Source organism: Natronorubrum halobium (assembly GCF_051351675.1).
Classification (GTDB): domain Archaea; phylum Halobacteriota; class Halobacteria; order Halobacteriales; family Natrialbaceae; genus Natronorubrum.
The window spans coordinates 819890-842155 of record NZ_CP195595.1 but is presented as its reverse complement, the minus strand read 5'-3'; the positions used below and the strand labels follow the sequence as shown (position 1 = coordinate 842155).

Below are 22266 nucleotides of genomic sequence, written 5' to 3'. Positions count from 1 at the left end.
GACTCGCCGACGAGTCTGACGGCTGACCGTCTCCTCCGGTGACAGGTCGTCCATCGCCGGCGAACGCGACAGGGTCCGGCGTCGTCGTCGGATTCGAGGGACAGTAATACAGAGATTCCGAGGCGTGGTTCCCGTCGCGGTCGACGGTCACGCCCACCGTGGTGCCGACCGGCCACGCTCCCGTCAGTAGCGGATCGCTCTCGAGATGAGAACGCACGTCGACGAGATCGACTGGGCGCGGTTCATCGAGCGACTGCTGTATCTGTTTCCGCCGGTGATCGGGGTCGGAATCGTCGGCGTGCTCCGGGAGACGGAGCCCGGCGTTCCCGGGCTTCAGTACGGATTGGTCCTGTTCAGTAGCTTCGGCTACACCTTCCTGACGATCGGTCTGCTCGTGGCGATCTTCTTCGACGCACGGCGGATCCGGCGACTGCCGCGAGCCAGCGGGAACTGGAACCCGAACCCGTGGCTCAACGCCGCCTTCGCGCTCGTCTCGGCACCGCTCGCGGGCGTCGTCTATCTCGCGCGTCGCCACAGACGGTTTGGAACCCGGTCGGGTTGGTCGGGCTGGTGGCTCGTCGTGGCGGTTTCGCTCGCGACGACGGTGTTCGGGCTGGTTGCGGCGGCGATCGCGATCCTGTTGACGATCCCGGGACTGCTCGTGGCCGCGGTCGGTCTCGCGGGTGCGATCGCGTTCGGCTCCTTTCCGATCGCGATCCACCAGGACGCGGCCTACGTCTGTACCGACGGTGACTCGTGGCGACCGAATCCGGGCTTCTACCTCGGCGTCGCGTTTCTCAGCCTGTTCGTTCCGCCGTTACAGCCCGTCGTCGCGGGCTACTATCTCGCCCGGCGGCGAAAGGAGATGGGACGCCGTGAGGAGCGGGACCAGTAGCCTTCCACCGCGAATCGAAATCGACCGTGACAGGCTCGAGTCGAGTCCGTCGGACGCGCCCGGGATCGTCTCAGCTGAACTGCTACCGCTCACTCCATCACGAGCGAATGATTCGCCGGTCGCTCGAGAGCCGCGTCGGTCCGGTCGGAAGACAGGGCCGGTAACTCGACCGTGAACACGCTCCCGTCGGGGCCCGTCTCGGTCAACTCGACCGTCCCGTCGTAGCGAGCCACCAGTTGGGAGACCAGATAGAGCCCCAGTCCGTGCGTACTGCCCCGACTCTCGACGCGGTCGAACAGCGTCTCTCGTTTCGAGTCGGGGATTCCGGGCCCGTTGTCCGCGGTTTCGATGCGGGCGGTGTCGGGGGTCGACCCGACCGTGATCGCCACGGACGGCACCGCCGCGTCGTTGTGCTCGACGGCGTTCGAGAGGAGGTTCCCAAAGACCCGAGCGAGCAGGTCGTCAGCCTGGACGGAAACGCCCTCCGGGATCGAGGTCGTTACGTCGACCGACGCCCACCGATGATCGAGCTTTCGAACTTCGTCCGTCAGTACTCGAGAGACGTTTACCGGCTCGAGTCGAGACGCCCCTTCGGTCGCCCGTAACAGCACGCGGACGTCGTCGATCACCGTCGACAGCTCCTCGGATTCGGCGATCACGATCCGTGCCCACTCTCGGTGCGGATCGGTCAACTCCGTGGCCTCGTCCTCGAGCAGCGACGCGTAGCCGTTGATGATCGTCGCCGTGTTCAACACCTCGTGTCGGAGGGTACTGGTGAGATAGTCGAGATACTCCCGCTGGTCCTCGAGATACGACGCCTGGAGGGGCCCGTTCGGCGGTCAGGGCGCGCTCGACGGCGCTCCCCTCGAGACAGCCGATGAGGAGTCCGACGCTGGCGCCGAGCACGACGGTCCACCGGATCCACGACCCGACCACGGCCCACGATTCGGTCGGCATGACGACGATAAGTGCGAGATTGATCGCGAGGAAGGTGACGAGCCACCCGAGACACCAGCCGACGACTCTGGGAGACCGATCCGCCGAGAGCTCCGAAGACCGGAGCCTGTAGCCGCCGAAGACGATTCCGGCGAGGAACGGCGCAGTAGTGACGACGCCGACCAGAAACTCTCCGTCGGAGACGGTCGGCGAGTCGAACGCGAACAGTGCGACGATTTCGCAACCCAGTGCGAGCGTCAGCAGCGCTCCGAACCCCACGACGTACTGCGGGATTCGATCGGGTGCGCCGAAACCGTCGTTCGCGGGCCACTGCATGACTGGTACTCACCCCCCGGCTCTGTTAGCCGTTCTGGCCATCCGGTTCGGTCGGAGAGAACGCGCAGTCAACTGCAGGCTGTAGCTCTTTGTCGCCGATACTGATAGGGCACCTCGATGAGCCACACCGACGACACCGCCGACGACGTCAGATCGCTCGAGGTCGGGGCCGTCAGCCAGTTGTTCGACGACACGACGTTCCCGCTGACGACCGACGAGGTGCTTGCGGAGTTCGCCGACGTCGAGATCTCCTATCCAAACCAGTCGGATACGCTGAGAGCGATCCTCGAGACCTCCGGCCACGAGACCTACGAGAGCCGAAACGAACTCGAGCTGGCGATCCTGAACGGGGTCCGGCGCGACGCCGTCGGTCGGCCGCGTTACAGCGACCGCGGGGACAGCCCCCACGCTACCGACGAGCAGACGCGGATGCAACAGTCGTTCTGAGGGACGATCGTCGACGCACCACTAATTCCATGAGCACCGCAACGACGACCCCACGCGACGCGCTCACGGCTCAGTTAGAGCGGTTATACTACATCGAACGGACGTTACAGTCGGAGCTTCGAACCCTCGCGACCGACGTCTCGATCGACTCGCTCGACGACCTGCGCGCGCTGGAGTGTCGCGAGCAACTCCAGTACGTGATCGACGGCCACCGCGAGGAGACCGAGACGCATCTCGAGCGGATCGAACGGGCCTTCGACGCCCTCGGCGCGGAACCGGACAGCCGCCCCGTCCCGGAGCTCGACGGCCTGATCGCCGACAAGGAGGCGTTCAACAACGTCGTTCTGAACGACGCCCTGCGGCCGCTGTACTACATTCAAACGGTCCTCCAACTCGAGGCGATCGAGTGTACGGTCTACGAGACGACGATGGCGCTGGCGACCGCAGTCGCGGACGGCGAGACGCCGAAGACGTCTCGAGAGGGCGACGAAGCCGACGACGCGATTACCGCGGTCATCGACGCGCTGCAGGACAACTACGACGACGAGCGACAGGTGCGGACCGAACTCGAGTCGCTGTTCGATGGCGAGGCCGTCGAGACGCTGCTCGCCTCGAGTCCGGTCGACGACGCCGCGCGAGAATCGCTCGACCGCTCCTGGCGAGAAAACCCATGACGCAGTACAACGACCCATGAACGTCGAAACACTCGAGGATCTGTTCGGTTACCAGCTCCAGCGGGCGTACTACGTCGAACGGACACAGGTCGAACTGCTCGCCGAGATGGCGGCGAGCGCGTCGAGCGACGACCTCGCGGACCGGTTCGCGGATCACCGCGAGCAGACCGAGGGCCACGTCGTCCGGCTCGAGCGCGTCTTCGAGGCGCTCGGCCGGCGGCCACACGCGAGTCGAACGCGAACCATCGACGGCGTGACCGAATCCTGGCGACAACACGACGAGTCGACGGACGGACCGGCCGTCCCGAGCGCCCTCGAGATCGCCCTCACGACGGAACGACTCGAGATCAGAGCGTACGAGTCGCTGCTCACGCTCGCCGGTCGACTCGCCTACGCCGACGACGTCGTCGAGCCGCTCGAGACGATTCTGGAGGAGGAGCGTGCGGCGTTGGGCGCGCTCGAGGATCTCGAAAGCGAGCTCTCGGTTCTGGAGACCGTCGCGGTGGACGACGCGTAGCCAGAGGTAAAACGTGATCAGGGCCGCCGCTGTGGAGCGCGAGTCCGCTACGGGTCCCGTTCCGCTGGGTCCGCGAAGACGGGGTCGGCGTCGGCGCTGAACCGGTCGTACCGCGCCCGATAGCCCGCGAGTCGGCCGACCGGGGCGGTCGCCGTGGCGATCCCGCGCTGGAGCGAGCGCGGCACGCGGGCGAGCGCGAACTCCTCGCGGTACGCGTCGGCGAGCACGGCGAGCTGGAGCGGCCCCGGAAGCCCCCAGTCGTTGGTCTTCCCCTCGCGGGCGAGTCCGAACAGGGTCTCGAAGAGCCGGTGCGTCTCGAGTGCGGGCCGGAGCTCGATCACGGTCTGGACCGGGTCGTCCGCGTCGTTCCAGATCGTGTGACCGGTGCCGGCCGGCACGCCGAAGCTGGTTCCCGGTGTCGCCGTCCACTCGTCGTCCTCGATTCGAACCCCGAGCGTGCCGCTCTCGACGCTGATCCGTTCGTCCTGCTCGGGGTGGACGTGATCGACCTTTCCGACGGCGAAGCCGCCCGGCTCGAGCGCGTACTCGAATCGTAGCGCCGATTCGGTGCGGTCGCGAAACGCGATTCGTTCGCCCGTCGCCGGATTCGCGATCGTCGGTCGTGTCGTCGATGGCGGGATCATCGGTTCCCGTCGAGGTTCACCGCTCCGTCGGAAAGCGTTTATCGGCGACGGGCAGACTGTCAGTGCCCCCGATACGAGACGCGTCCGTCGAAGGAGCGGCCGATCGGATCGCACGGCGTACGGGTTGGGAGAAATGGCAAGCGGCTGCAGGCACCGTCAATTCAACGAGACGCGTGCAACTATTCCGAGACCCGACGGTGGCGACGCCCACCACGACGACAGGACGGTGCAACCGACTCGTGACGAGAGCGGCCGCTGACACATCGTGATAGCCGAACATCTTCCACCTCGAGTATGAATACGAGTATCGAAGTCGAATACTGGGTGATCGACACCGACGGCGAACTCACGTCTCCGGGCGCGCTGGCGGAAGTCTCCGACCGGACCGAGCGGGAGTTCGTCGAACCGCTGTTCGAGCTGAAAACGCCCCCGTGTGAGACGGTCGACGAACTCCAGCGAACGTTCGTCGAGCAACTCGACGACGTGCTCTCGAGAGCAGAGCGGGTAGACAAACGGCTCGTGCCGCTGGGGACGCCGATCAACAGCGACGAGATCGACCGGCGACCCGACGAGCGCGGTCGCATCCAGAAGGAAGTCGTCGGCGAGAACTTCGCCTACGCGAAGTACTGCGCCGGCACGCACGTCCACGTCGAGAAGCGAAACGTCACGGACCAGCTCAACGTCCTCATCGCACTGGACGCCGCGCTCGCGCTGGCCAACTCCTCGCCGTACTTCAAGGGCGAACGGACCGCAAGCAGCGCCCGCGCCTACTGCTACCGAAAGAAGAGCTACGAGGAGTTCCCCAAACACGGCCAGCTCTGGCACTACGTCGAGAACGTCGGCGAGTGGCACCGTCGCCTCGAGAATCGCTACGACGAGTTCAAAGAGGCGGCCATCGAGGAAGGCATCGACGAGAGCGCCGTCGAGGAGCACTTCTCGCCCGACGACGTCGTCTGGACGCCCGTCCGTCTGCGCGAGTCGATGCCGACGGTGGAGTGGCGCTCGCCGGACGCGGCACTGCCGAGCCAGTTGCTTCGATTGACCGGCGAACTCGAGTCCGTGATGGAGCAACTCCACCACACGACCGTCGAAATCGAACGCGACAGCGACCCCAGAAATACCGGTCACGTCACGAGCGACGGCATCAGCCTCCCCGCGTTCGACACCGCGTGGGACCTCGCCGAAGCCGCGATACACGAGGGCCTCGAGTCGACCGAGGTCACGAGGTATCTCGATCGAATGGGCTTTTCCGTCGACGACTACCATCCCATCTCGACGCGGATCGACGGCCGTCAGTTCGTCACCAAGAGCGACGCCCGGGACCTGCGACTGGAGTACGCGAGTCTGCTCGAGGAAGACGTCGACGACCTCGTTCAGTCGGTCGAACCCTAAGAGGAGGCAGGAGTAGGGTTCTGGTACTCGGAATCACTCGTGAAAGTCGCGGTAACTATAGGAGAAGGATTTATCGGTCTGTCTCTTTCCAGTCGTCCGGGTCCCCTTCACGGAATTCACCCTTGGCATGGCGTTCGCGGGGCCAGAAGGTGACGCCCAGCAGTACGACGTAGAACACACTCACAACGGCAACCACAGCAATCCCGGGGATACGGGCGATTCCAGCGGTTGTCAGCCAGTCTTGGCGCGGTGCGAACGCTGTAATCCTGACGACCCACGCGACCAATAGGACACTGAGCAGAGCAAGGTACACACGCCGGAGCCGGTTTGCGAGTGCTTCGTATAACGAGACTTTCAGCGTCGGCTTGCGATAGTCCCTGCTCAGTTCCGCTCGCCAGTCGTGACTTTCAGTGCCTTGGGACGGATCGAGGGCGTTTGCGAACAGGTTCTCTTGGATGACTCGAGCACGAGAGCGAAAGACATCGTAGTCCCGGTACCGCCGTGCTTCGATGCCCAGGAAGATGGTGACGACAACGATCCCGATTAGCAAGATATAGTGTGGGTTATCGGTACTCGAAAACGCCCACGTCAAGATTGCTGCCATCAGCGTCACCGCCCACGTCGTCGTCTCGTCGAGGCGCTGCCGCCACGTCCCCACTCGGTCTATCTCTCCGCGATAGGCGTGGGCCATCACCGAACCGAGTCCCGTACTGTCGTCAACCATTTCGCGACCGATCTCCCGTTGGTCCGGTGCTGTTGGGTCGAACTCGTCGCTACTCGAATCGGTCATAGAGGAGAGACATCTCCTCGCTCCATAAGCAGGTATGGTGACGGCGTAATCTGAGTGTCGTGTACTGGAGAACATCGAACAGTACGCGGCAGTAGTGTGCGAACTGAGAAGCTCTGTCTCGCCCTCGATTCGAAAAGGATCGTGTTACCGACGGCCGAGTAGCGGTCACGCCGAACGAACGGCACACGTCAGACGAAGCCCACGATGAACGCCAGTCCCATCCCGATCAGCACGGCAGCCGTAATCGTCGGCAGGTAGGGCGTGTACCCCTCGATTCGCTCTCGGTGGCGTTCGTAGCCCGCGATCAACAGCAGCGTCGGCAGGATGATCGCGACGATGACGGCCAGCGAGTAGATGAGCATCAACTCGAGACAGAGCCCCGTCCCGGCACCGCTACAGATCGCCAGGATCTGAATGGGTTCTTCGTGTGCGAAACCGAGCAGGAGCGCCGTCGTTCCGAGCGCGAGGAGTCCGCGCTCGGCGTGCTCCTCGGTGAGATGCTGATGGCCGCCGCCCCCCGGGAGGGCGCTTCGGATGCGCTCGAGAAAGCCCCGGTCGGCGTCGTGGTCGTGGTGATCGTTGCTGTCGTGTGTGTGATGGTCGTGAGCGTCGTGTTCGTGGTGGTCGTGACCACCGTGTGCGTGCTCGTGTTCCGAATGCGCCTCGCTCCCGCCGTCGGTGTGGTGGCTGTGGCCGTCGCGTGCGTTCTCTTCGGAGCGTCCGTGGTGTCCGTGTTCGTGCTCTGCGTGACCGTGCTCGCCGTGTCCGTGCTCGTGATCGTCCAGTCCGTGCCCGCCGTGGCGATACTCGTGGATGCCGAGCAGGATCAACAGGGTCCCAGCGACGTAGCCGAGCCACGGACCGTTAGCGAAGTCCGCGAAGGTGCTGAACCAGAAGTACGCCAGGACGAGAACGACGCTACTGACGAGGTGACCCACCCCGAGAATCAGCGCCGCGAGGAAGCCGTAGAGCCAGCGGTGCTGTTTGGTGAGCGCGTACGTCGCCGCGATCGGCCAGCCGTGATCCGGCAGGACGCCGTGGATGAATCCGATCGCGATGACACCGAGAACGACGCCGAGTTCCATATACAGAAATCCCATCGCTGGGCAGGTTTACGCGTTGTTATGACCCGCGTCGGGATATCGTAATACGACTGTTAACCGTTGATAAGATCGAGTGTGATCCTACTAGGAAAAGTACGGATAACGTCGAAGAGTTGTGAACTCAGTTGCCGTTGTCGTACTCGTAGTCCTCTTCCGGATCCTCGACGCCCTCGGTGCGGGAGCCGATCCACGCGCCAAGCGAGAGGCCGTAGATGAGGTGGCCGGCGTGGAACAGCGCGAGTTCGTCGGCGTCGAGCCGAATGTCGAGTACCTCCTTCAGCATGACCTGCGAGCCGAAGGCGGAGAGGGCCATCCCGTAGATCGACCCCCAGACGATGCCGCGCTGTTCGGGTTCGATCGAGCGTTCGGCGTCCTGGAGTGCGAACAGCCCGCCGAAGAGGGCTCCCGCCTGAATCCCGTAGACGAAGTGTAAGAGCAATCCGGCGACTGGATGATCCTCCGGATCGCCGCCGGAGACGTACTGCGAGTAGAAGTTCGCCGACGGCGGCAACGAACGCAGGATCGGCAGCCGAAACGCCGTCATGATGATCGTCGCGACGAACCCCGCCTGCAGTCCGCGGATCGCCGCGTAGGCGGCGTGTTCCATACGCGACTGCTCAGCCGTCGCTCTGGGCCCCTCCTTGGACTCGCTCGTCGACCGCAGCCGTCGTAATCGATTTGATAGCGACATGGTGTGCTCGGGCGGCATTCTACCACGAACGGTGACTTAACAGCCCGGCGTGCAGTGGACGGGTCGCTCGAGACGACCCGACCAACACGTGTATACCGTCCGAACTGTTTATCTATCGTACTAATGTGCCCGATCGAGAGCCGATTGCACATCGACGGTCCGTCGGTGGCGGCCGGCGCCTACGTCGGTCTCCTCGGACACCTCGCCGGGATAGGCGCGGGCGTCGACGGAACCGGACTGTCCGTCGGCTGCGGACTCGTCGCGGTAGCCGTCGCGCTCGCACTCGGCGGCCGTCCGGAACTGTGGGTTGCGTACGGGCGTCGTCGACTGCTCGCGGTGCCGGTGCTCGCCGCGATGGTCCCGGGGATCGGACTGATACTCGTCGACGAGATCGGCGCCGGTGTCGACGTCTCGTTGACGGTCCTGTTCCCGCTGGCCGGGCTGATGGCGGCCGGGCTCGCGTTCTGGATCCTCGGAAACAGGGTCTACGCCGACCGGGCCGCGGGGGACGTCCGAGCACGCTGGGTCGCGAATCGGGACTCGCGGCGGCGACGGTGGATGCACGTCGGAACGGTCGGGCTCGCAATCGGCAGCGTCGGCGCGTTCGCCGCCACGTTCCACGGCGTTCCCTCGTTTTTCCTGAGTGGCGCCGTGGCGGGAATCGTCATCCTGCAGATCAGCGTCCGTCGGCACCGAACGTACGAGGCCTGCGAGCACGGCCTGCGGTACGCCGAGTCGGGGACCGTGGCTACCTCCTTTCTTCCCTGGGATCGGTTCGACGGCTACCGCGAAACCGACGGCGCGGTCGTCCTCGAGCGCCGCTGGCGGTTCGACGAACGAATGGCCGCCGACGAGGTCCCGGCGGACGCCCGCGAAGCGATGCGGACGGCCGTCGACCGGTCGACAGCGCGATAGACCGACGGTGGGACCCACACGTCGGTCGTCCCGACGATGGCTGCGAGCAGGATCAGCCACCGGAACGGTCGTGAGGACGTCGCGACGACACCGTCTGCAGCCGACGGCGCAGTACGAACGACGTTCCGCAGTGAGAATACCGTGTGGATCGGGACGTTCGACAGAGTATTAGTGTCCGCTCGAGCAACATGACGTATGAATTTTGGCGTCCTCAGTACGGCGGGTATCGCACAGAAGGCGTTTCTCCCGGCCGTCGAAGCCACCGACCACGACGTGACCGCCATCGCCTCTCGGGACCTCGAGTCGGCGCGGGCGCTCGCGGACGAGTACGCGATCGACGACTGCTACGATGGGTACGCGGACCTGCTCGAGCGGGCGGACGTCGACGCGCTGTACGTCCCACTGCCGAACGCCTTGCACGCCGAGTGGACGAAGCGGGCGGCCGACGCCGGCATCGACGTGCTCTGTGAGAAGCCGCTGGCGGTCGACGCCGACGAAGCCCGCGAGGTCGTCGATTACTGCGCCGACCGAGACGTGACGCTGATGGAGGGGTTCATGTACCGGTATCATCCGCGGACCGAGCGGGCGATCGAACTGGCGCGCGACGAACTCGGGGACGTCCGCTCCGCGACGGCCGCGTTCAAGTTCCCGCTGTTCGGTCGGCCGGGCGACATCCGACTGTCCGAAGAACTCGTCGGCGGTAGCCTGATGGACGTCGGCTGTTATCCCGTCTCCCTCGTCCGGCAGTTCCTCGGTGAACCCGAGCGAGCCTACGCCCACACGGACGACTCGCGCGGAGCCGGCGTCGACACGGAACTGGCCGGGATTCTGGAGTACGACGACGGGGCGTCCGCGCGCGTCGCCTCCGGCTTCGACACCCAAGCGGTCCAGCGCTACCGCGTCGAGGCCGCGAACGGCTGGATCGAGGTCGAAAACGCCTTCAATCCGCCGAACGGCGAGCCGCTGGAGCTGGAGTACCGAATCGACGGGCGGCGCGGCGTCGAGACGTTCGAGCCGGTCGATCAGTACCGACTCGAGGTCGAGGCGTTCGTCTCGAGCGTCGAGGAGGGACGACCGCCCCGAACCGACGGTGACGAAGCGATCGCGAACATGCGAGTGATCGACGCGCTCTCCGAGAGCGCCGAGCGCGGCCGTCCCGTTGACGTGTGAACGGCTGTCCGGCGAGAGGCGTCGGCCCGACGACAACGTGCTTTTGCCCGTCCAGTGCAAACGACGGGTCATGACTACGGTCGAGGCGAAACTCGAGGCCGCCCGCGAGGACCTCGCGGACCGGGACGGAGTACTCGTCGCCTTCTCCGGCGGAGTCGACTCGAGCGTCGTGGCCGCCCTCGCCCACGACGCCCTCGGTGAGGACGCGGTCGCCTGTACCGCGAGGAGCGAGACGCTCCCAGAGGCCGAACTCGAGGACGCCAGGCGGGTCGCCGAGGAGATCGGCATCCGCCACGAGATCGTCTCCTTCTCCGAACTCGAGAGCGACGCCTTCGTCGAGAACGACGACGATCGCTGCTATCACTGCCGGACGATGCGCCTCGGCGAGATGCTCGAGACGGCCCGCGAGTTCGACATCGAGACCGTCTGCGACGGGACGAACGCGGACGATCCCGGCGCGGGCCACCGGCCCGGACTCCAGGCGGTCGACGAACTCGAGGTTCACTCGCCCCTGCTGGCACACGAGATCTCGAAGGACGAAGTCCGTGCGATCGCCGAGCAGTACGGGCTCTCCGTCGCAGATAAACCCTCGATGGCGTGTCTCTCCTCGCGCATCCCGACGGGACTCGAGGTCACCGAGGAACGGCTCACCCGCGTCGAGCACGCCGAAGCGCTGCTCCGCCAGTGGGGCTTCGATCAGTTCCGCGTGCGCGACCACGACGGCCTCGCGCGCATCGAAGTCGCCCCCGACGAACTCGAGCGGACGCTCCAGTTGGAGTTCGTCGAGACGGTTCGCGACGAACTCGAAGACCTCGGGTTCGACCACGTGACGCTGGACTTACACGGCTACCGAACCGGCAGCGTCAGTCCGGAGAGCGACGGCGCCAGCGATCCCGAGGACGAATCACCACCCGACGAACCGCTCGTCGAAGACGTCTTCGCCGCGGAGTCACAGACGGACGACTGACTCGATTCTCGAGCCCCGAATTATCGGCCCCGGATCCGTTCGAACTCGTGAGCGTCGTCTCCGGGTTTCGGAGCCGATTTCGAAATCGTACGGAATGGTGCGTTCTTCTCCAACACCCCTCCAAAATATAACCATCTTCTCCGCGGAAAACCCATCAGTAGTGGGGTTCTTGCACTAACGTCCGGTAATATTGCGCATTTCGATACGAACGTGGCTCTAGGTTGGGTACCTATAGATGATGGACGCCGACGTGCCGCTCGAGTGGAATGCGGAAGAGTGTCGGACGTATACCCCGGCCGACACCGACCGGGAAATGCAGTATCGGACCTATCGTCACGAATCAGGTGATCTGCGGTTGAAGGTCGCACCGGCGTCGCTCGACGGCGAAGATCATCCCGGCTACGCCCTGACCGCGACGACCTACCCCGGTCTCGACCTCTCCGAGACCATCCGTGTCCGAACCGTACTCACCTTCAAACGCTGCGATCGTATCGCAACCCAGTTCATGGATCTCTTCTCGGCCAGCTACGACGGTCCGGGATCGCTCGAGGACGCCCTTGAGTACGCCTACCAGCGAACGCGCGAGCACCGGTAACGAGCGAGCGTGTTTTCGGCCGTCGACCGTCCGCGATGCCGCCTCGAGTGAGCGGTGGGTCGATACCGACGACGAGAGCGGTCAGTCCAGCGACGTCTCCGTCGGCCCGGATCGATCGAGTGTCGCCGTACCAGTGTACCGAATACCGTGCGAATATTCCACATTAACGATTTATGGTTGCTGGTTCCAAAAGTAAATTTGCGAAAGCGTAAATATCCCCGGCACGAAGAGCGTGTATGAGCACGAGAGACCCAACCGAACCGACGGTCGCCGAGCTAACCGAACAGTCCGATGTCCCGGTCTACATGCCCGGAACCCCGACGCTCGGGTTCGCGGCCGCCCTCGAGCGACTCGCCAGCAAACTCTCCCGATAATCCGGAGAGAGCGGACGGCAGTAGCGAAACGACACGACGCGGAGACACTCGATTTTCGGCGAAATAACGCGCACAGGTCCGACAAGAGAGCGAACGCACTCTCGACCGGATAGTTCCCGAGAGCGACAGCGACGACGCGAATCGATCGAAAATACTGCCAGCTAGTCGTCGGACGGTGCGGCGGACTCCTCGCCCGTCGCGGCTGCCGCGGAGTCGCTCTCGGCGAAGGGGTACCACGACTGCTTGGCGTCGTCCATGTACGGCGCCTCGAAGTCGGTCTCCTCGGGTTCACAGAACTCGACGAGCTGTTCGGTTCCGACCGACTCGACCCACTGACGGAACGTCTCTCCCTCCTCTCTGTGGGCCGCGAACGCCTGAAGCAAGTTGCGGATCGCACCGGGGGCCTCGTCGGCGGGGACGCGCTGCTGGATCCACTCGACGAACGACGGGTTCTCGCCGACGCCGCCGCCGACGCCGATGTCGAAGGCTTCGACCATCTCGCCGTCCTTCCGGGCGCGCATGCCCTGCAGACCGATGTCCGCGGTCATCGCCTGCCCGCAGTCGGCCGTACAGCCTGAGTAGTGCATCTTGATCTTGCCGACGTCGTCGGGCAGATCGACGTTCTTGTTGAACCAGCGCAGCATGCGAGCCATCCGTCCCTTCGTCTCGGTGAGTGCGATCGAGCAGAACTCCGTGCCGGTACAGGCCATCGCACCGCGCTCGAACGGACTCGGTTCGGGGGGGTACTCGGAGAGGAGCGGCTCCGCGAGTAGCTCGTCGAGATCGTCGTCGTGTACGTCGACGACGACGGGATTCTGACGGCGGGTGAGTCGCAGTTCGCCGGAGCCGTACTCGTCGGCCAGATCGGCGAGTTCGATCGCATCTTCGGCGGGAAGACGGCCGACGGGCACGCTCAGTCCGACGTAGTTGAGCCCGTCCTGTTTCTGGTCGTAGACGCCGACGTGGTCGTGTTTGCCCTCTCGAGTGGGGCGACCGGCGTTGTACGTGTACTCGTCGCGGAAGTCCTCGCCCGCGGTATGCATCTCGAAGTCGACGTACTCCTCCTGCATCGTCTCGCGGATCTTTTCCATGCCCCAGTCTTCGGCGAAGAACCGACCGCGGTTCTTCGAGCGATTCGTGCGACCACCCTCGTCGTGGTAGAGTTCGACGAAGGCGCGGCCGACCTCGTAGGCGTTCTCGGGACGGACGAAGACGTCCAGCGGCGTGGCGGCGCGGGGCTGGCGACCGCCGAGACCGCCGCCGATACGCACGTTGAAGCCCTTGACCGTCTCGCCACCGTCGGACGAGTCCGACGAGCCTCCGGCTTCGCCGGAGACCTCGATCTCCTTGCGGGCCGGCTCGAAGCCGATATCGTTGAGCGAGTCCTGCGCACAGCCGGACTTCGAGCCGGTCACGCTGATGTTGAACTTTCGGGGCATGTTCGCGAGCGCGTCGTCGCCGCGAAGCTCCTCCTCGAAGCGCTCGAGCAGCGGTCCGGACTCGACGTACTCCTCGACCTTGCCGTGGAGGGCCGAGCCCGAGATGTTTCGCATCGTGTCGCCGCCCGACGAGCGGGAGTGGACGCCCTCGGCCTCGAGTTTCTCCCAGATTTCCGGGACATCTTCGAGTTTGAGCCAGTGCAACTGGACGGACTGGCGCGTCGTGAGGTCGATCCAGCCGTTGCCGAACTCGGGGTTCGCGACGGGCCCCGTCGCGTAGTCGCGAGCGACCTCGCCGATGATGCGCAGCTGTCCCGGCTCCAGGATGCCGCTGGCGTTGGTCAGACGCATCATGAAGTACGACTCCTGCCCGCTGCGCTGGTGGAACAGCCCCCAGAACTTGAACCGGGTGAACCACGTCTCGCGTTCGTCCTCCGGAATCGCCTCGTAGCCGCCGTTGTCGGCGAACTCGAGAATGTGCGCTCGCACCTCGTCGCCGTAACAGTCCGCCTTCTGTTCTTCTTTCTTGTGAACCATCAGTCACTCACCTCGCTGGCGACCGAACGAACCGGCGCATATTTGCACATTTCCGCTCCAAACATTTCGTAATTCACGTTTGTGCATCAAGTTCCTAACGCATATAACCCTAATCGTTTACAAACACCAAATTATAACGGAGTTTTAGGACCAGACGTTGAATGTACAATGGAATATATCCTGTATTAGGACGTATGTCGGCAGCCCGACCGCGGTCTAGCAGCCGGTAACTCGACGGGTGTCAGTCGACCTGACGAACGGAACTGACGGCGACAGGAGGAGGTAGTCGGCGCCGAAGTCGAGCGCGGACGAGAACGCGTCTCACTCGTCAGTCGGAGGAGACTCGACCGAAACGGACGGATAGCGGCGGTCAGTCGTCCGCAGGCGCCACGCGCTCCGGCGTCGCCGTCGGCTGGGCGCGATAGAGCGTGCTCGAGAGACCGATCGAAACGATGCCGAGCACGAGAAAGACGACGAACCCTGTCGCGTACCCCGTCACGCCCTGATAATCGACGAACAGCCCGAGGATCGGCGGCACGACGAAGCCGCCGAACGCGCCGAGACCGCCGACGAGTCCCGAGGCACCGCCGACGGCGTCGGGGACGTACGTCGGAACCAGTTGGAAGACCGCCGCGCTGGCGACGCCCATCCCGGAACTGAGCAGGACCGTCGCGGCGAGCGCGAGGTGGAAGTCGCGGGTCACGATCAGGATCACCGTCGCGACCGTGACTGCGGCGAAACTCGCGATCGCGGTCGGCTCGCCGCCGATCCGGTCGCTGAGAATACCGCCCGGGACGCGAACGACCGCCGCGAGCAGCGTGAACGCGACCGCGGTCAGGATCCCGGCGGTCCGGAGATCGACCCCGTGGACGGCCCGCCAGTACGACGGGAGCCAGGCCGTCAGCGCGAGGAAGCCGCCGAACGACGTGAAAAACAGGGCGACGAGCGCCCAGGTCCGTCTGTTATTCCCGGCCCGTCGGAACGACCCCACCGCGTCGCCGCTCGGAAACAGTTCCTGGCCGCACGCGCTGGCGCGCCGTTCGGCCTCGCGCTCGTCAGCTCCGTGTTTTACGAACTGGAAGTACGGCGCGTCGACCGCGTAGATCGCGTAGATGATCGTCCCGACGACGAGGAACGCGAGCCACGCGAGGTACGCACCGGTCAGCCCGAGGACTGCGAGCGCGACGGGCAACGCGAGCGTAAAGAACCCGGGTGCGGTGTTGCCGAGGCCGCCGTAGAGCGCGAGCATCGTTCCCTGTCTGTCCGAGGGAAACCAGTAGGACGTCTGGGTGATTCCGACCGAAAACGTCGCGATTCCGCAGCCGCTCAACGCCCCGAACACGAAGACGAGCGGGTAGTGCGCCCTCGTCAGGCCGTCGGGAGAGGACGTCAACAGGATGGCCGACAGTCCCGCCATCCCGACGATCGACAGCCCGAGCAGGATCAGAAACGGCTTCTTCGCACCGACGTCCTCGACCCACGCGCCGAAGGGGATGCGAAGCAACGAGCCGGTCAACTGTGGCGCGGCGATGAGCAGTCCGAGCAGCAGTCCGGAGAGCCCCATCGCGTTCTCGAACTCCGTCGCGACGGGGCCGTAGAGGACGACGCCGGCGAACCCGACGAAAAACCCGAACGTCGCGGATGCGACGCCCTGTCTCGGACTTCCGCGGACGTCGACAGACCCGCTCTCGGCGGGAGACTGGGCGGCGTAGTCGCTCATCGATCCATCACCGGTCAGGCGCTCACTTCCGCGATAGCGTTGGGCGCTCGTTCACGCGGGGCCTCGAGTCGCACCGCACACTGCTTGAAGTTGGGTTCCTTCGATCGCGGATCGACGTCCGGAAGGGTGAGATCGTTGACTGCGGGGTGGTGAATCGGGAGCCAGACGACACCGTCGGGGATCGACTCGTCCGCCTCGACGCGGGCCGTGACCGAGGCTCGACGGGAGACGACCTGCGTGTACTCCGCGGCGTCGTCGGCGTCTCCGCCGTCGGACTTCTCCCCGTCGACGAGTTCGTCCGCGAGCGCCGCGGCGGTCGCAGGGCTGACGCGAGCCGTCGGCGGTTCGTCCTCGCGGGTCCGGACGCCCGTGTTGTACGCGTCCGGACGCCGCGCCGTGGTCAGCGTCAGCGGGAACTGCTCGTCGGTCGGCTCCGGCAGCGGCCGGGACTCGCCCGTCGAGAACTGCGCACGGCCGGAGGGCGTCGGGAACGACCACGACGCCTCGGACGCGCCGTCACCGGCGTCGTCCTCTGCCTCGCCGTCGTCGGCCAGCGGTCCCTCGTAGTACCGGTAGCCGGCCGAGGCGTCCGGCTCGGGTGCGGGCCACCGAACGGCGACCTCCGCCTCGAGGCGTTCGTAGCCGATCCCCGAGAGGTCGGCGGGCGTCCCCGCGGTCAGCGCCGCTAACTCCTCGAAGGTCGATTCGGGCTCGAGCGGGTCGTCGAACAGATCGGGGACGAGTCGATCGGCGAGTGCGTCGATCAACTCGAGGTCGGTCTTGATCCCCGACGGAGTGTCCGTGGCGGCGCGCACGCGTGAGACGGTCCGTTCCATATTGGTCGTCGTCCCCTCGGATTCGCCCCACGTCGCCGCCGGCAGGACGACGTCCGCGAGTTCGACCGTTTCGCTCCGGAAGGCGTCCTGGACGACGAGGAATGCGTCCTCGAGTCGCTCGCGGACCTGCGTCGTGTCGGGCATGCCGGCGACGGGGTTGGTCGCGACCGCGTAGACGGCCTCGACGTCGTCGCCGATCGCGTCGACGATGCCGACCGGGCCGGGGCCGGTATCGTTCGGGAGTCGCGAGACGGGGACGTCCCAGGCGTCCGCGACGACCTCGCGGTGTGCGGGGTCGGTAAAGGGCCGCTGGCCGGGCCAGCTTCCCTTCGACGAGCAGATGCGAGTCCCCATCGAGTTCGCCTGCCCGGTCAGCGAGAACGGGCCGGAGCCGGGGCGGAGGTTGCCGGTCGCGAGACAGAGATCGATCAGCGCGCCCGACGCCGCCGTCCCGTTGACGCTCTGGTTGATTCCCATCCCCCAGTAGACGAGGGTGGGGTCCTCGAGCGCGTCTGCGATCCGGTCGATGTCCGCGAGAGAGACGCCAGCGGCCTCGGCGGCCGTGGCCGCGTCGGGTAGCTGGCTTCGCAGTTCGTCGAACCCCTCCGTCGCTTCGGCGACGAACGCCTCGTCGACGCGGTCGGTTTCGACGACGCGGGCGAGGACGGCACGCGCGAGGTCGAGGTCACCGCCCGGTTCGACGGGGACGTGGTGGTCCGCGACCTCGCTGGTCTCGCTCGCGATGGGATCGACCACGATCAGTTCGGAGTCGTCCTCGTCGGCGGACTGGTTGATCCACCGGAACATGACCGGGTGGGCGGCCGCGGGGTTGGCTCCCCAGACGAGGTGCGTTTCGGCTTCCGGAATGTCGTCGTAGGTCGGCGGCGGCGCGTCGCTCCCGAAGGCGTCGTAGTAGGCGGTGACGGCCGAAGCCATACAGAGCGTCGTGTTGGCGTCGTAGTATCGCGTCCCGAAGCCGCCGCGGGCGAGTTTACCGAGTGCGTAGGCGGCTTCGTTGGTCTGTTGGCCGCTGCCGAGGACGGCGACGCCGTCGGTTCCGTCCTCGAGTGCCGTATCGAGCCCTTCCGCGGCGCGCTCGAGTGCGGTCTCCCAGGTCGTCGGGACCAGTTCGCCGTCCCGGCGAACGAGCGGACGCGTCAGCCACTCGCCGCCGGGGTCGACGGACTCGCTGATTCCGCGCTGGCAGGCGAGCCCGTTGTTGGTCGGATGGGCGGCATCGCCGCGAACGACGTCGAGACCGTACCCCTGCTCGACGGCTCGCTGGACGTGTCCACAGCCGACGGCACACCGCATACACGTCGTCGGGACGAGTTCCGTCACGGACGACACCTCCCGGCCGCGAACCGAGCGGTGTGCAATTTACAAACACACCTAGTAACGAGATTTTGACTCAACTTCATGAACTCTTTCACAGAAACGGAGAACGTATGCAACTACTAAACGGTGATCGTTTACAAACTGTAATCTTTTGGCCGATAAAGAGGGAATTCCAGCAATCTACGGATGAATAGGAGGAATATAAGGGCGTAGAATTACCGGACGACGCCGGTCGATCGAACGAGCGTCCACGAATTACGGACCAGTTCGGTGACCGATATCGGGTGCCGGACTGGCGTCATAGGGTCGGTTGTAACTATTTACTGGCGCAACCGCAAGGCGGTTCGCGGTTGCGCCGGAAATGACTTATAACCGACCCTATCAGAACCCGTCCGCTCGAGTCGAGCGAAATAACGGATCGACGGCTCACGGGGAGAACGTCGAATGCACCCTACCGAGAGACCGCGACGGTCACTCCCGTCCGACCCACTTCAGGATGGCCAGCGTCCCCTCGAACAGCAGGATCATCGTGAGCGCGACGAGGATGGGAGCCATCATGGTCGGATCCATGGTGAACATGAACGAGAGCCCGAAGAAGGCCGCCCAGAAGTACAGCCGTTTCTGGGCCAGCCAGCGGCGGGTCGTCACGCCCATCATGATCGCGAGCATGATGAAGAGCGGAATCTGGAAAACGATCGCGAGGAAGCCGGTCAGCGTGATGACCAGGTCGAACGTCTCACCGAGCGCGTACGCGATCTGTGCGCTGCCCTCGGCGTAGAACGTGAAGTACTGGAAGAGCACCGGCAACACGAGGATGTACGAGAACAGCATCCCGAGCGCGGCGAGGACGACGCTCATCGGCACCGCCGCGAGGTAGTACTTGCGCTCGTGGGGATAGAGTCCCGGTCGCATGAACAGGTAACACTGATAGACGAACACCGGCAGCGCCACCATGATTCCCAGTAGCGCCGAGAACTTGATCCGAGTCAGCCACAGCTCGAGCGGATGATAGACGTGCGGCGGCGGCACCTCCTCGGACGCGTAGGGGAAAATATCGGTCCAGACGTAGCTGATCGCATCCGACGCGAACAGCAGTCCGATCGAGGTCCCGGCCGCCCCGACGAGCAAGACGACCGCGAACCGAAGCACCATCTCCTCGATGTGGTCGGCCAGCGGCATCTCCTCGTCGTCCGGCGGCGTCGAGATGCCGCCGACGTCGTCGTCCGGATCGGGGTAGGAGGGCTCGTCGATGCTGTCGGGGCGGTCGACGACGCCCTCGCCGTCGGTTTCGACCGGGAGATCGGACTCTCCGTCGCGGTCGCTCTCGGAAGGCAGTTGCTCGTCGTCTGTCTCCCGTGGCTCCGCGGCTTCGTCGACGGGGCCCTCGGCATCCCTGTCGTCCACCGACTCGTCCGACATCTATCGGGATATCAGACGGCCACCGGTTATAGGCCTTTTTCTTACGAACACCGAACGAGAGGGACAAGGTGTCGAAACCGGCAGTTACCGCCTCAGCACTCGAAAGGTTGATAACCGGATATCAGTTAGCCACAGGCAGTAAATGAGTTCTGCCGTCGGAGAGGATACGGCCAAAGCGATCAACACTGGCCGTGAGACCATCGGCGCGGTATTGTCTGGCGCGCAGACGCATCTTCAGAAGGTGTTTATCGTCTTCACCATCGGCTTCGTCGGCTCCTTCTACGCGCTCCGGATATGGATCTGGGGCTTTCTCGAGGCGACGGCGAAAGCGGAGATGACCGAAACCGTCGCGGAGGCGACGGAGATCATCACCCGGACGCCGTTCGAGGTCATCCTCTTACAGGCGAAGATAGGCATGCTCGTCGGGATCATCGTCTCGATTCCGGCGCTGCTGTACTTCTCCCGGGAAGCGCTCCGTGAGCGCGGTATCGATTCCGTCGTTCCGGTCTCGAGGGCGTACATGGCCGGCTTCGCGCTGACCTCGTTCGTGCTGTTCTGCATCGGCGTCTTCTACGCCTACGCGATCTTCTTCCCCTACGCGTTCGACTTCCTCGGGACCGTCGCCCACGACGCCGGCGTCAACCCCAGTTGGGGGATCACCGAGTTCACCGAGTTCATGGCCCTGCTGACGATCTCGTTCGGTCTCGCGGCGCAACTGCCGCTGTTGATGAGCGTCCTGTCGTACACCGAAATCATCCCGTACGAGACGTTCCGCGACAAGTGGCGCCACGCGATCGTCGCGATCACGGTCTTCGGCGCGATGTTCTCCCCGCCGGACCCGTTCACGCTGATCATGTGGGCCATCCCGCTCGTCGGCCTCTACGCGTTCAGCCTCGGCCTCGCGAAGGTCGTCGCCAACATCCGCCGGCGCGGCGCGGCCGAACTCGACACCGGCACCGCGCTCATGAAGCGGCGGGTCCTCCAGCTAGTCGGCGCACTGACGGCCGTCGCCGCCGGGATGGCCGTCTTCCTCAATCAGAACGGTTTCGACTACCTCAAGGAATCGGTCTACCCGCTGCTTCCCTCGGCCTTCCGACCAGAGGGGACGCTCGGGCTCGAGTCCTTCGCGGCCGAGTACGGCGCGCTCGGCGACGTCGCCGCCGGTGCCATCCTCGCCCTCGCCGTCGGCTTCGTCTTCCTCGTGTTCTACACCGTACGGGTGCTTCAGGCGCCGGTGTACCCGCGAGAGGGAGATATCAGGAGTGCCCAGGTCCACGACGACATCGACTTCGAGACGCTCACGGCCGACGACATCGCGGAGGTCCCGGCACGGGTGTTCATCGCGATGGACGAGGAAACGGCGCTCGAGTACTCCCGGCAGGCGATGTACGACGACAATCGGGAGAAAGCCCAGGCCATCCTCGACCGATACGACGGTCTCGAGGAACAACGCCAGGCGAACGCCGGCGAGGCCAGCGCTGCGAGTGGCGCGGCGGGAGCAACGAGCGGTGGCGGAACCGCGTCCGGTGGCGAGGAAGAAGGGAGCGTGTTCTCGAGTACCGCCGCCGGAATGCTCGATCCGTTCACGGAGGAGGAGACGACCGAGGAGGACATCGGTGGCTACGCCTACGACATCGCATTCATCGTCGACAGCCTGACCTCGAAGACGATCTACATCGTGGGCGTCTTCATGGCCGTCCTCGGCGGGACGTTCCTCGCGATGTACCAGGGCGGGTTCGGGATCATCCTCGCGCAGTTCATCGACCGCGTCCCGCCGGAAGTCCTGAACGAGGTCACCGACGAACCGGTCGAGGCGGGCGAAGTAACGCCGGACGTGATCGGCGATCTCGGCTTAGTGATCGCCTTACACCCCGTCGAAGTGCTGATCTTCATGGTGAAGGTGAGTACGATCCTGGCGTTCATCGCCATCGCCCCGATGGTCATGTACTGGGGCTGGCCGGCAGCCAGAGAGCGCGGCCTCGTCCGCGGTGACCCGCGAGTGTTCCTCGTCTGGGGCGGAACGCTGTTCGCCGGATTCGGACTCGGAATCTTCCTCGGGTTCTACTGGATCGCCCCGATGGTCATCTCGTATCTCGTCACCGACGCCGTCCAGAACGGGATGGTCGTCACCTACCGGATCAACAGCTTCTCGTGGCTGGTGATCTACACGACCCTCGGCGTCGGCTTCCTGTTCAACATCATCGTCACGATGGCGCTGTTCCACGTCGGCGGTATCGTCAGCTACCGGACGATGCTCGATCGCTGGCGACCGATCGTCGTCGGGATCTTCACGGCCGCCGCCTTCCTCAGCCCGAAGGGGATCCTGACGATGTTGCTGGTGGCGATCCCGATCGCCCTGACCTACATGCTCGGACTGGCCGTCCTCTACGTGCTCACCGCCGGCGGTCGGCTGTTCGGCGGCGGCGGTGGCAGCGAGAGCCCGCCCGAGCCGGAGCCCGAGACCGGCACCGCGACGGAGTAACGAGAGTCGACACTGCGACGGACTGAGAAGCGATTCGGACTCGAGATCG

Annotated in this window: 20 protein-coding genes and 1 pseudogene; 11 read left to right on the top strand and 10 right to left on the bottom strand. The window is 64.9% G+C overall.

The annotated features are described in order from the left end of the window. Window positions 1-205: 205 nt before the first annotated feature. Entirely contained in the window at window positions 206-895 is a 690-nt protein-coding gene (locus tag ACSFC7_RS04095; protein ID WP_436346488.1) for a hypothetical protein, read from the top strand. Window positions 896-984: 89 nt separating this feature from the next. On the opposite strand, the gene ACSFC7_RS04090 is transcribed toward ACSFC7_RS04095, so the two are convergent. Further along, complete coding sequence (locus ACSFC7_RS04090) at window positions 985-1647, bottom strand: sensor histidine kinase (RefSeq protein WP_436346487.1); 663 nt, start codon at window positions 1645-1647, stop codon at window positions 985-987. 145 nt (window positions 1648-1792) lie between these two features. Continuing rightward, a pseudogene (locus ACSFC7_RS04085) lies at window positions 1793-2167 on the bottom strand (sensor histidine kinase); the annotation flags it as partial. A 117-nt stretch (window positions 2168-2284) separates the two neighbouring features. On the opposite strand from ACSFC7_RS04085, the gene ACSFC7_RS04080 reads away from it, so the two are divergent. Genes ACSFC7_RS04080 through ACSFC7_RS04070 form a run of 3 tightly spaced genes read left to right on the top strand, consistent with a single transcriptional unit; the run spans window position 2285 to window position 3805 of the window. Next, entirely contained in the window at window positions 2285-2614 is a 330-nt protein-coding gene (locus tag ACSFC7_RS04080; RefSeq protein WP_436346486.1) for a DUF5789 family protein, read from the top strand. A 29-nt stretch (window positions 2615-2643) separates the two neighbouring features. Continuing rightward, window positions 2644-3288 carry a ferritin-like domain-containing protein gene (locus ACSFC7_RS04075; RefSeq protein WP_436346485.1) on the top strand — a complete coding sequence of 215 codons (645 nt, stop codon included), beginning with the start codon at window positions 2644-2646 and terminating at the stop codon, window positions 3286-3288. A 16-nt stretch (window positions 3289-3304) separates the two neighbouring features. Further along, on the top strand, window positions 3305-3805 hold the full coding sequence (locus ACSFC7_RS04070; protein WP_436346484.1) for a ferritin-like domain-containing protein: 501 nt from the start codon (window positions 3305-3307) through the stop codon (window positions 3803-3805). A gap of 47 nt (window positions 3806-3852) precedes the next feature. Here the strand turns inward: ACSFC7_RS04070 and ACSFC7_RS04065 are convergent, their stop codons facing one another. Continuing rightward, a complete protein-coding gene (locus tag ACSFC7_RS04065) occupies window positions 3853-4449 on the bottom strand; it encodes a cupin domain-containing protein (protein ID WP_436346483.1) in 597 nt (198 codons plus the stop codon). 294 nt (window positions 4450-4743) lie between these two features. Here ACSFC7_RS04065 and ACSFC7_RS04060 point away from each other — a divergent pair, with 294 nt between their 5' ends. Further along, window positions 4744-5841 carry a glutamate-cysteine ligase family protein gene (locus ACSFC7_RS04060; protein ID WP_436346482.1) on the top strand — a complete coding sequence of 366 codons (1098 nt, stop codon included), beginning with the start codon at window positions 4744-4746 and terminating at the stop codon, window positions 5839-5841. A 70-nt stretch (window positions 5842-5911) separates the two neighbouring features. Here ACSFC7_RS04060 and ACSFC7_RS04055 read toward each other — a convergent pair whose 3' ends face one another. From ACSFC7_RS04055 to ACSFC7_RS04045, 3 genes are all read right to left on the bottom strand, one after another. Further along, entirely contained in the window at window positions 5912-6631 is a 720-nt protein-coding gene (locus ACSFC7_RS04055) for a DUF2270 domain-containing protein (protein WP_436346481.1), read from the bottom strand. Window positions 6632-6819: 188 nt separating this feature from the next. Beyond that, window positions 6820-7716 carry an ABC transporter permease gene (locus tag ACSFC7_RS04050; protein WP_436347903.1) on the bottom strand — a complete coding sequence of 299 codons (897 nt, stop codon included), beginning with the start codon at window positions 7714-7716 and terminating at the stop codon, window positions 6820-6822. Between the two features lie 139 nt (window positions 7717-7855). After that, window positions 7856-8425, bottom strand: a complete 570-nt coding sequence (locus tag ACSFC7_RS04045) for a DUF6789 family protein (protein ID WP_436346480.1) — start codon at window positions 8423-8425, stop codon at window positions 7856-7858. Between the two features lie 123 nt (window positions 8426-8548). Between ACSFC7_RS04045 and ACSFC7_RS04040 the strand changes: the two genes are divergently transcribed. From ACSFC7_RS04040 to ACSFC7_RS04020, 5 genes are all read left to right on the top strand, one after another. Next, a complete protein-coding gene (locus ACSFC7_RS04040; RefSeq protein ID WP_436346479.1) occupies window positions 8549-9340 on the top strand; it encodes a hypothetical protein in 792 nt (263 codons plus the stop codon). 195 nt (window positions 9341-9535) lie between these two features. After that, on the top strand, window positions 9536-10510 hold the full coding sequence (locus tag ACSFC7_RS04035) for a Gfo/Idh/MocA family protein (protein ID WP_436346478.1): 975 nt from the start codon (window positions 9536-9538) through the stop codon (window positions 10508-10510). Window positions 10511-10580: 70 nt separating this feature from the next. Further along, window positions 10581-11477 carry an ATP-dependent sacrificial sulfur transferase LarE gene (larE, locus tag ACSFC7_RS04030; RefSeq protein ID WP_436346477.1) on the top strand — a complete coding sequence of 299 codons (897 nt, stop codon included), beginning with the start codon at window positions 10581-10583 and terminating at the stop codon, window positions 11475-11477. Window positions 11478-11715: 238 nt separating this feature from the next. Further along, on the top strand, window positions 11716-12072 hold the full coding sequence (locus ACSFC7_RS04025) for a hypothetical protein (protein ID WP_436347902.1): 357 nt from the start codon (window positions 11716-11718) through the stop codon (window positions 12070-12072). Between the two features lie 236 nt (window positions 12073-12308). Beyond that, the gene (locus ACSFC7_RS04020; protein WP_436346476.1) at window positions 12309-12446 is read left to right on the top strand and encodes a hypothetical protein; all 138 of its coding nucleotides are present in this window, start codon (window positions 12309-12311) and stop codon (window positions 12444-12446) included. A gap of 161 nt (window positions 12447-12607) precedes the next feature. Here ACSFC7_RS04020 and ACSFC7_RS04015 read toward each other — a convergent pair whose 3' ends face one another. The 4 genes from ACSFC7_RS04015 to ACSFC7_RS04000 form a co-directional block, all read right to left on the bottom strand. Further along, a complete protein-coding gene (locus ACSFC7_RS04015) occupies window positions 12608-14422 on the bottom strand; it encodes a nitrite/sulfite reductase (protein ID WP_436346475.1) in 1815 nt (604 codons plus the stop codon). 370 nt (window positions 14423-14792) lie between these two features. Further along, complete coding sequence (locus ACSFC7_RS04010; protein ID WP_436346474.1) at window positions 14793-16142, bottom strand: MFS transporter; 1350 nt, start codon at window positions 16140-16142, stop codon at window positions 14793-14795. A gap of 14 nt (window positions 16143-16156) precedes the next feature. Then, window positions 16157-18319: an assimilatory nitrate reductase NasA gene (nasA, locus tag ACSFC7_RS04005; protein WP_436346473.1), complete on the bottom strand. Its 2163-nt coding sequence runs from the start codon at window positions 18317-18319 to the stop codon at window positions 16157-16159. Window positions 18320-18787: 468 nt separating this feature from the next. Next, window positions 18788-19735 (bottom strand): twin-arginine translocase subunit TatC, encoded by a 948-nt coding sequence (locus ACSFC7_RS04000; protein ID WP_436346472.1) that lies wholly within the window; start codon window positions 19733-19735, stop codon window positions 18788-18790. Window positions 19736-19877: 142 nt separating this feature from the next. On the opposite strand from ACSFC7_RS04000, the gene ACSFC7_RS03995 reads away from it, so the two are divergent. Next, window positions 19878-22217: a twin-arginine translocase subunit TatC gene (locus ACSFC7_RS03995; RefSeq protein ID WP_436346471.1), complete on the top strand. Its 2340-nt coding sequence runs from the start codon at window positions 19878-19880 to the stop codon at window positions 22215-22217. Window positions 22218-22266 lie beyond the last annotated feature (49 nt).

Excerpts from the sequence above, each read along its gene's own strand:
- ACSFC7_RS04095 (WP_436346488.1), top strand. The coding sequence starts at position 206 with ATGAGAACGCACGTCGACGAGATCGACTGGGCGCGGTTCATCGAGCGA.
- ACSFC7_RS04080 (WP_436346486.1), top strand. The coding sequence starts at position 2,285 with ATGAGCCACACCGACGACACCGCCGACGACGTCAGATCGCTCGAGGTC.
- ACSFC7_RS04075 (WP_436346485.1), top strand. The coding sequence starts at position 2,644 with ATGAGCACCGCAACGACGACCCCACGCGACGCGCTCACGGCTCAGTTA.
- ACSFC7_RS04070 (WP_436346484.1), top strand. The coding sequence starts at position 3,305 with ATGAACGTCGAAACACTCGAGGATCTGTTCGGTTACCAGCTCCAGCGG.
- ACSFC7_RS04065 (WP_436346483.1), bottom strand. The coding sequence starts at position 4,449 with ATGATCCCGCCATCGACGACACGACCGACGATCGCGAATCCGGCGACG.
- ACSFC7_RS04060 (WP_436346482.1), top strand. The coding sequence starts at position 4,744 with ATGAATACGAGTATCGAAGTCGAATACTGGGTGATCGACACCGACGGC.
- ACSFC7_RS04055 (WP_436346481.1), bottom strand. The coding sequence starts at position 6,631 with ATGACCGATTCGAGTAGCGACGAGTTCGACCCAACAGCACCGGACCAA.
- ACSFC7_RS04050 (WP_436347903.1), bottom strand. The coding sequence starts at position 7,716 with ATGGAACTCGGCGTCGTTCTCGGTGTCATCGCGATCGGATTCATCCAC.
- ACSFC7_RS04045 (WP_436346480.1), bottom strand. The coding sequence starts at position 8,425 with ATGTCGCTATCAAATCGATTACGACGGCTGCGGTCGACGAGCGAGTCC.
- ACSFC7_RS04040 (WP_436346479.1), top strand. The coding sequence starts at position 8,549 with ATGTGCCCGATCGAGAGCCGATTGCACATCGACGGTCCGTCGGTGGCG.
- ACSFC7_RS04035 (WP_436346478.1), top strand. The coding sequence starts at position 9,536 with ATGAATTTTGGCGTCCTCAGTACGGCGGGTATCGCACAGAAGGCGTTT.
- larE (WP_436346477.1), top strand. The coding sequence starts at position 10,581 with ATGACTACGGTCGAGGCGAAACTCGAGGCCGCCCGCGAGGACCTCGCG.
- ACSFC7_RS04025 (WP_436347902.1), top strand. The coding sequence starts at position 11,716 with ATGGACGCCGACGTGCCGCTCGAGTGGAATGCGGAAGAGTGTCGGACG.
- ACSFC7_RS04020 (WP_436346476.1), top strand. The coding sequence starts at position 12,309 with ATGAGCACGAGAGACCCAACCGAACCGACGGTCGCCGAGCTAACCGAA.
- ACSFC7_RS04015 (WP_436346475.1), bottom strand. The coding sequence starts at position 14,422 with ATGGTTCACAAGAAAGAAGAACAGAAGGCGGACTGTTACGGCGACGAG.
- ACSFC7_RS04010 (WP_436346474.1), bottom strand. The coding sequence starts at position 16,142 with ATGAGCGACTACGCCGCCCAGTCTCCCGCCGAGAGCGGGTCTGTCGAC.
- ACSFC7_RS04000 (WP_436346472.1), bottom strand. The coding sequence starts at position 19,735 with ATGTCGGACGAGTCGGTGGACGACAGGGATGCCGAGGGCCCCGTCGAC.
- ACSFC7_RS03995 (WP_436346471.1), top strand. The coding sequence starts at position 19,878 with ATGAGTTCTGCCGTCGGAGAGGATACGGCCAAAGCGATCAACACTGGC.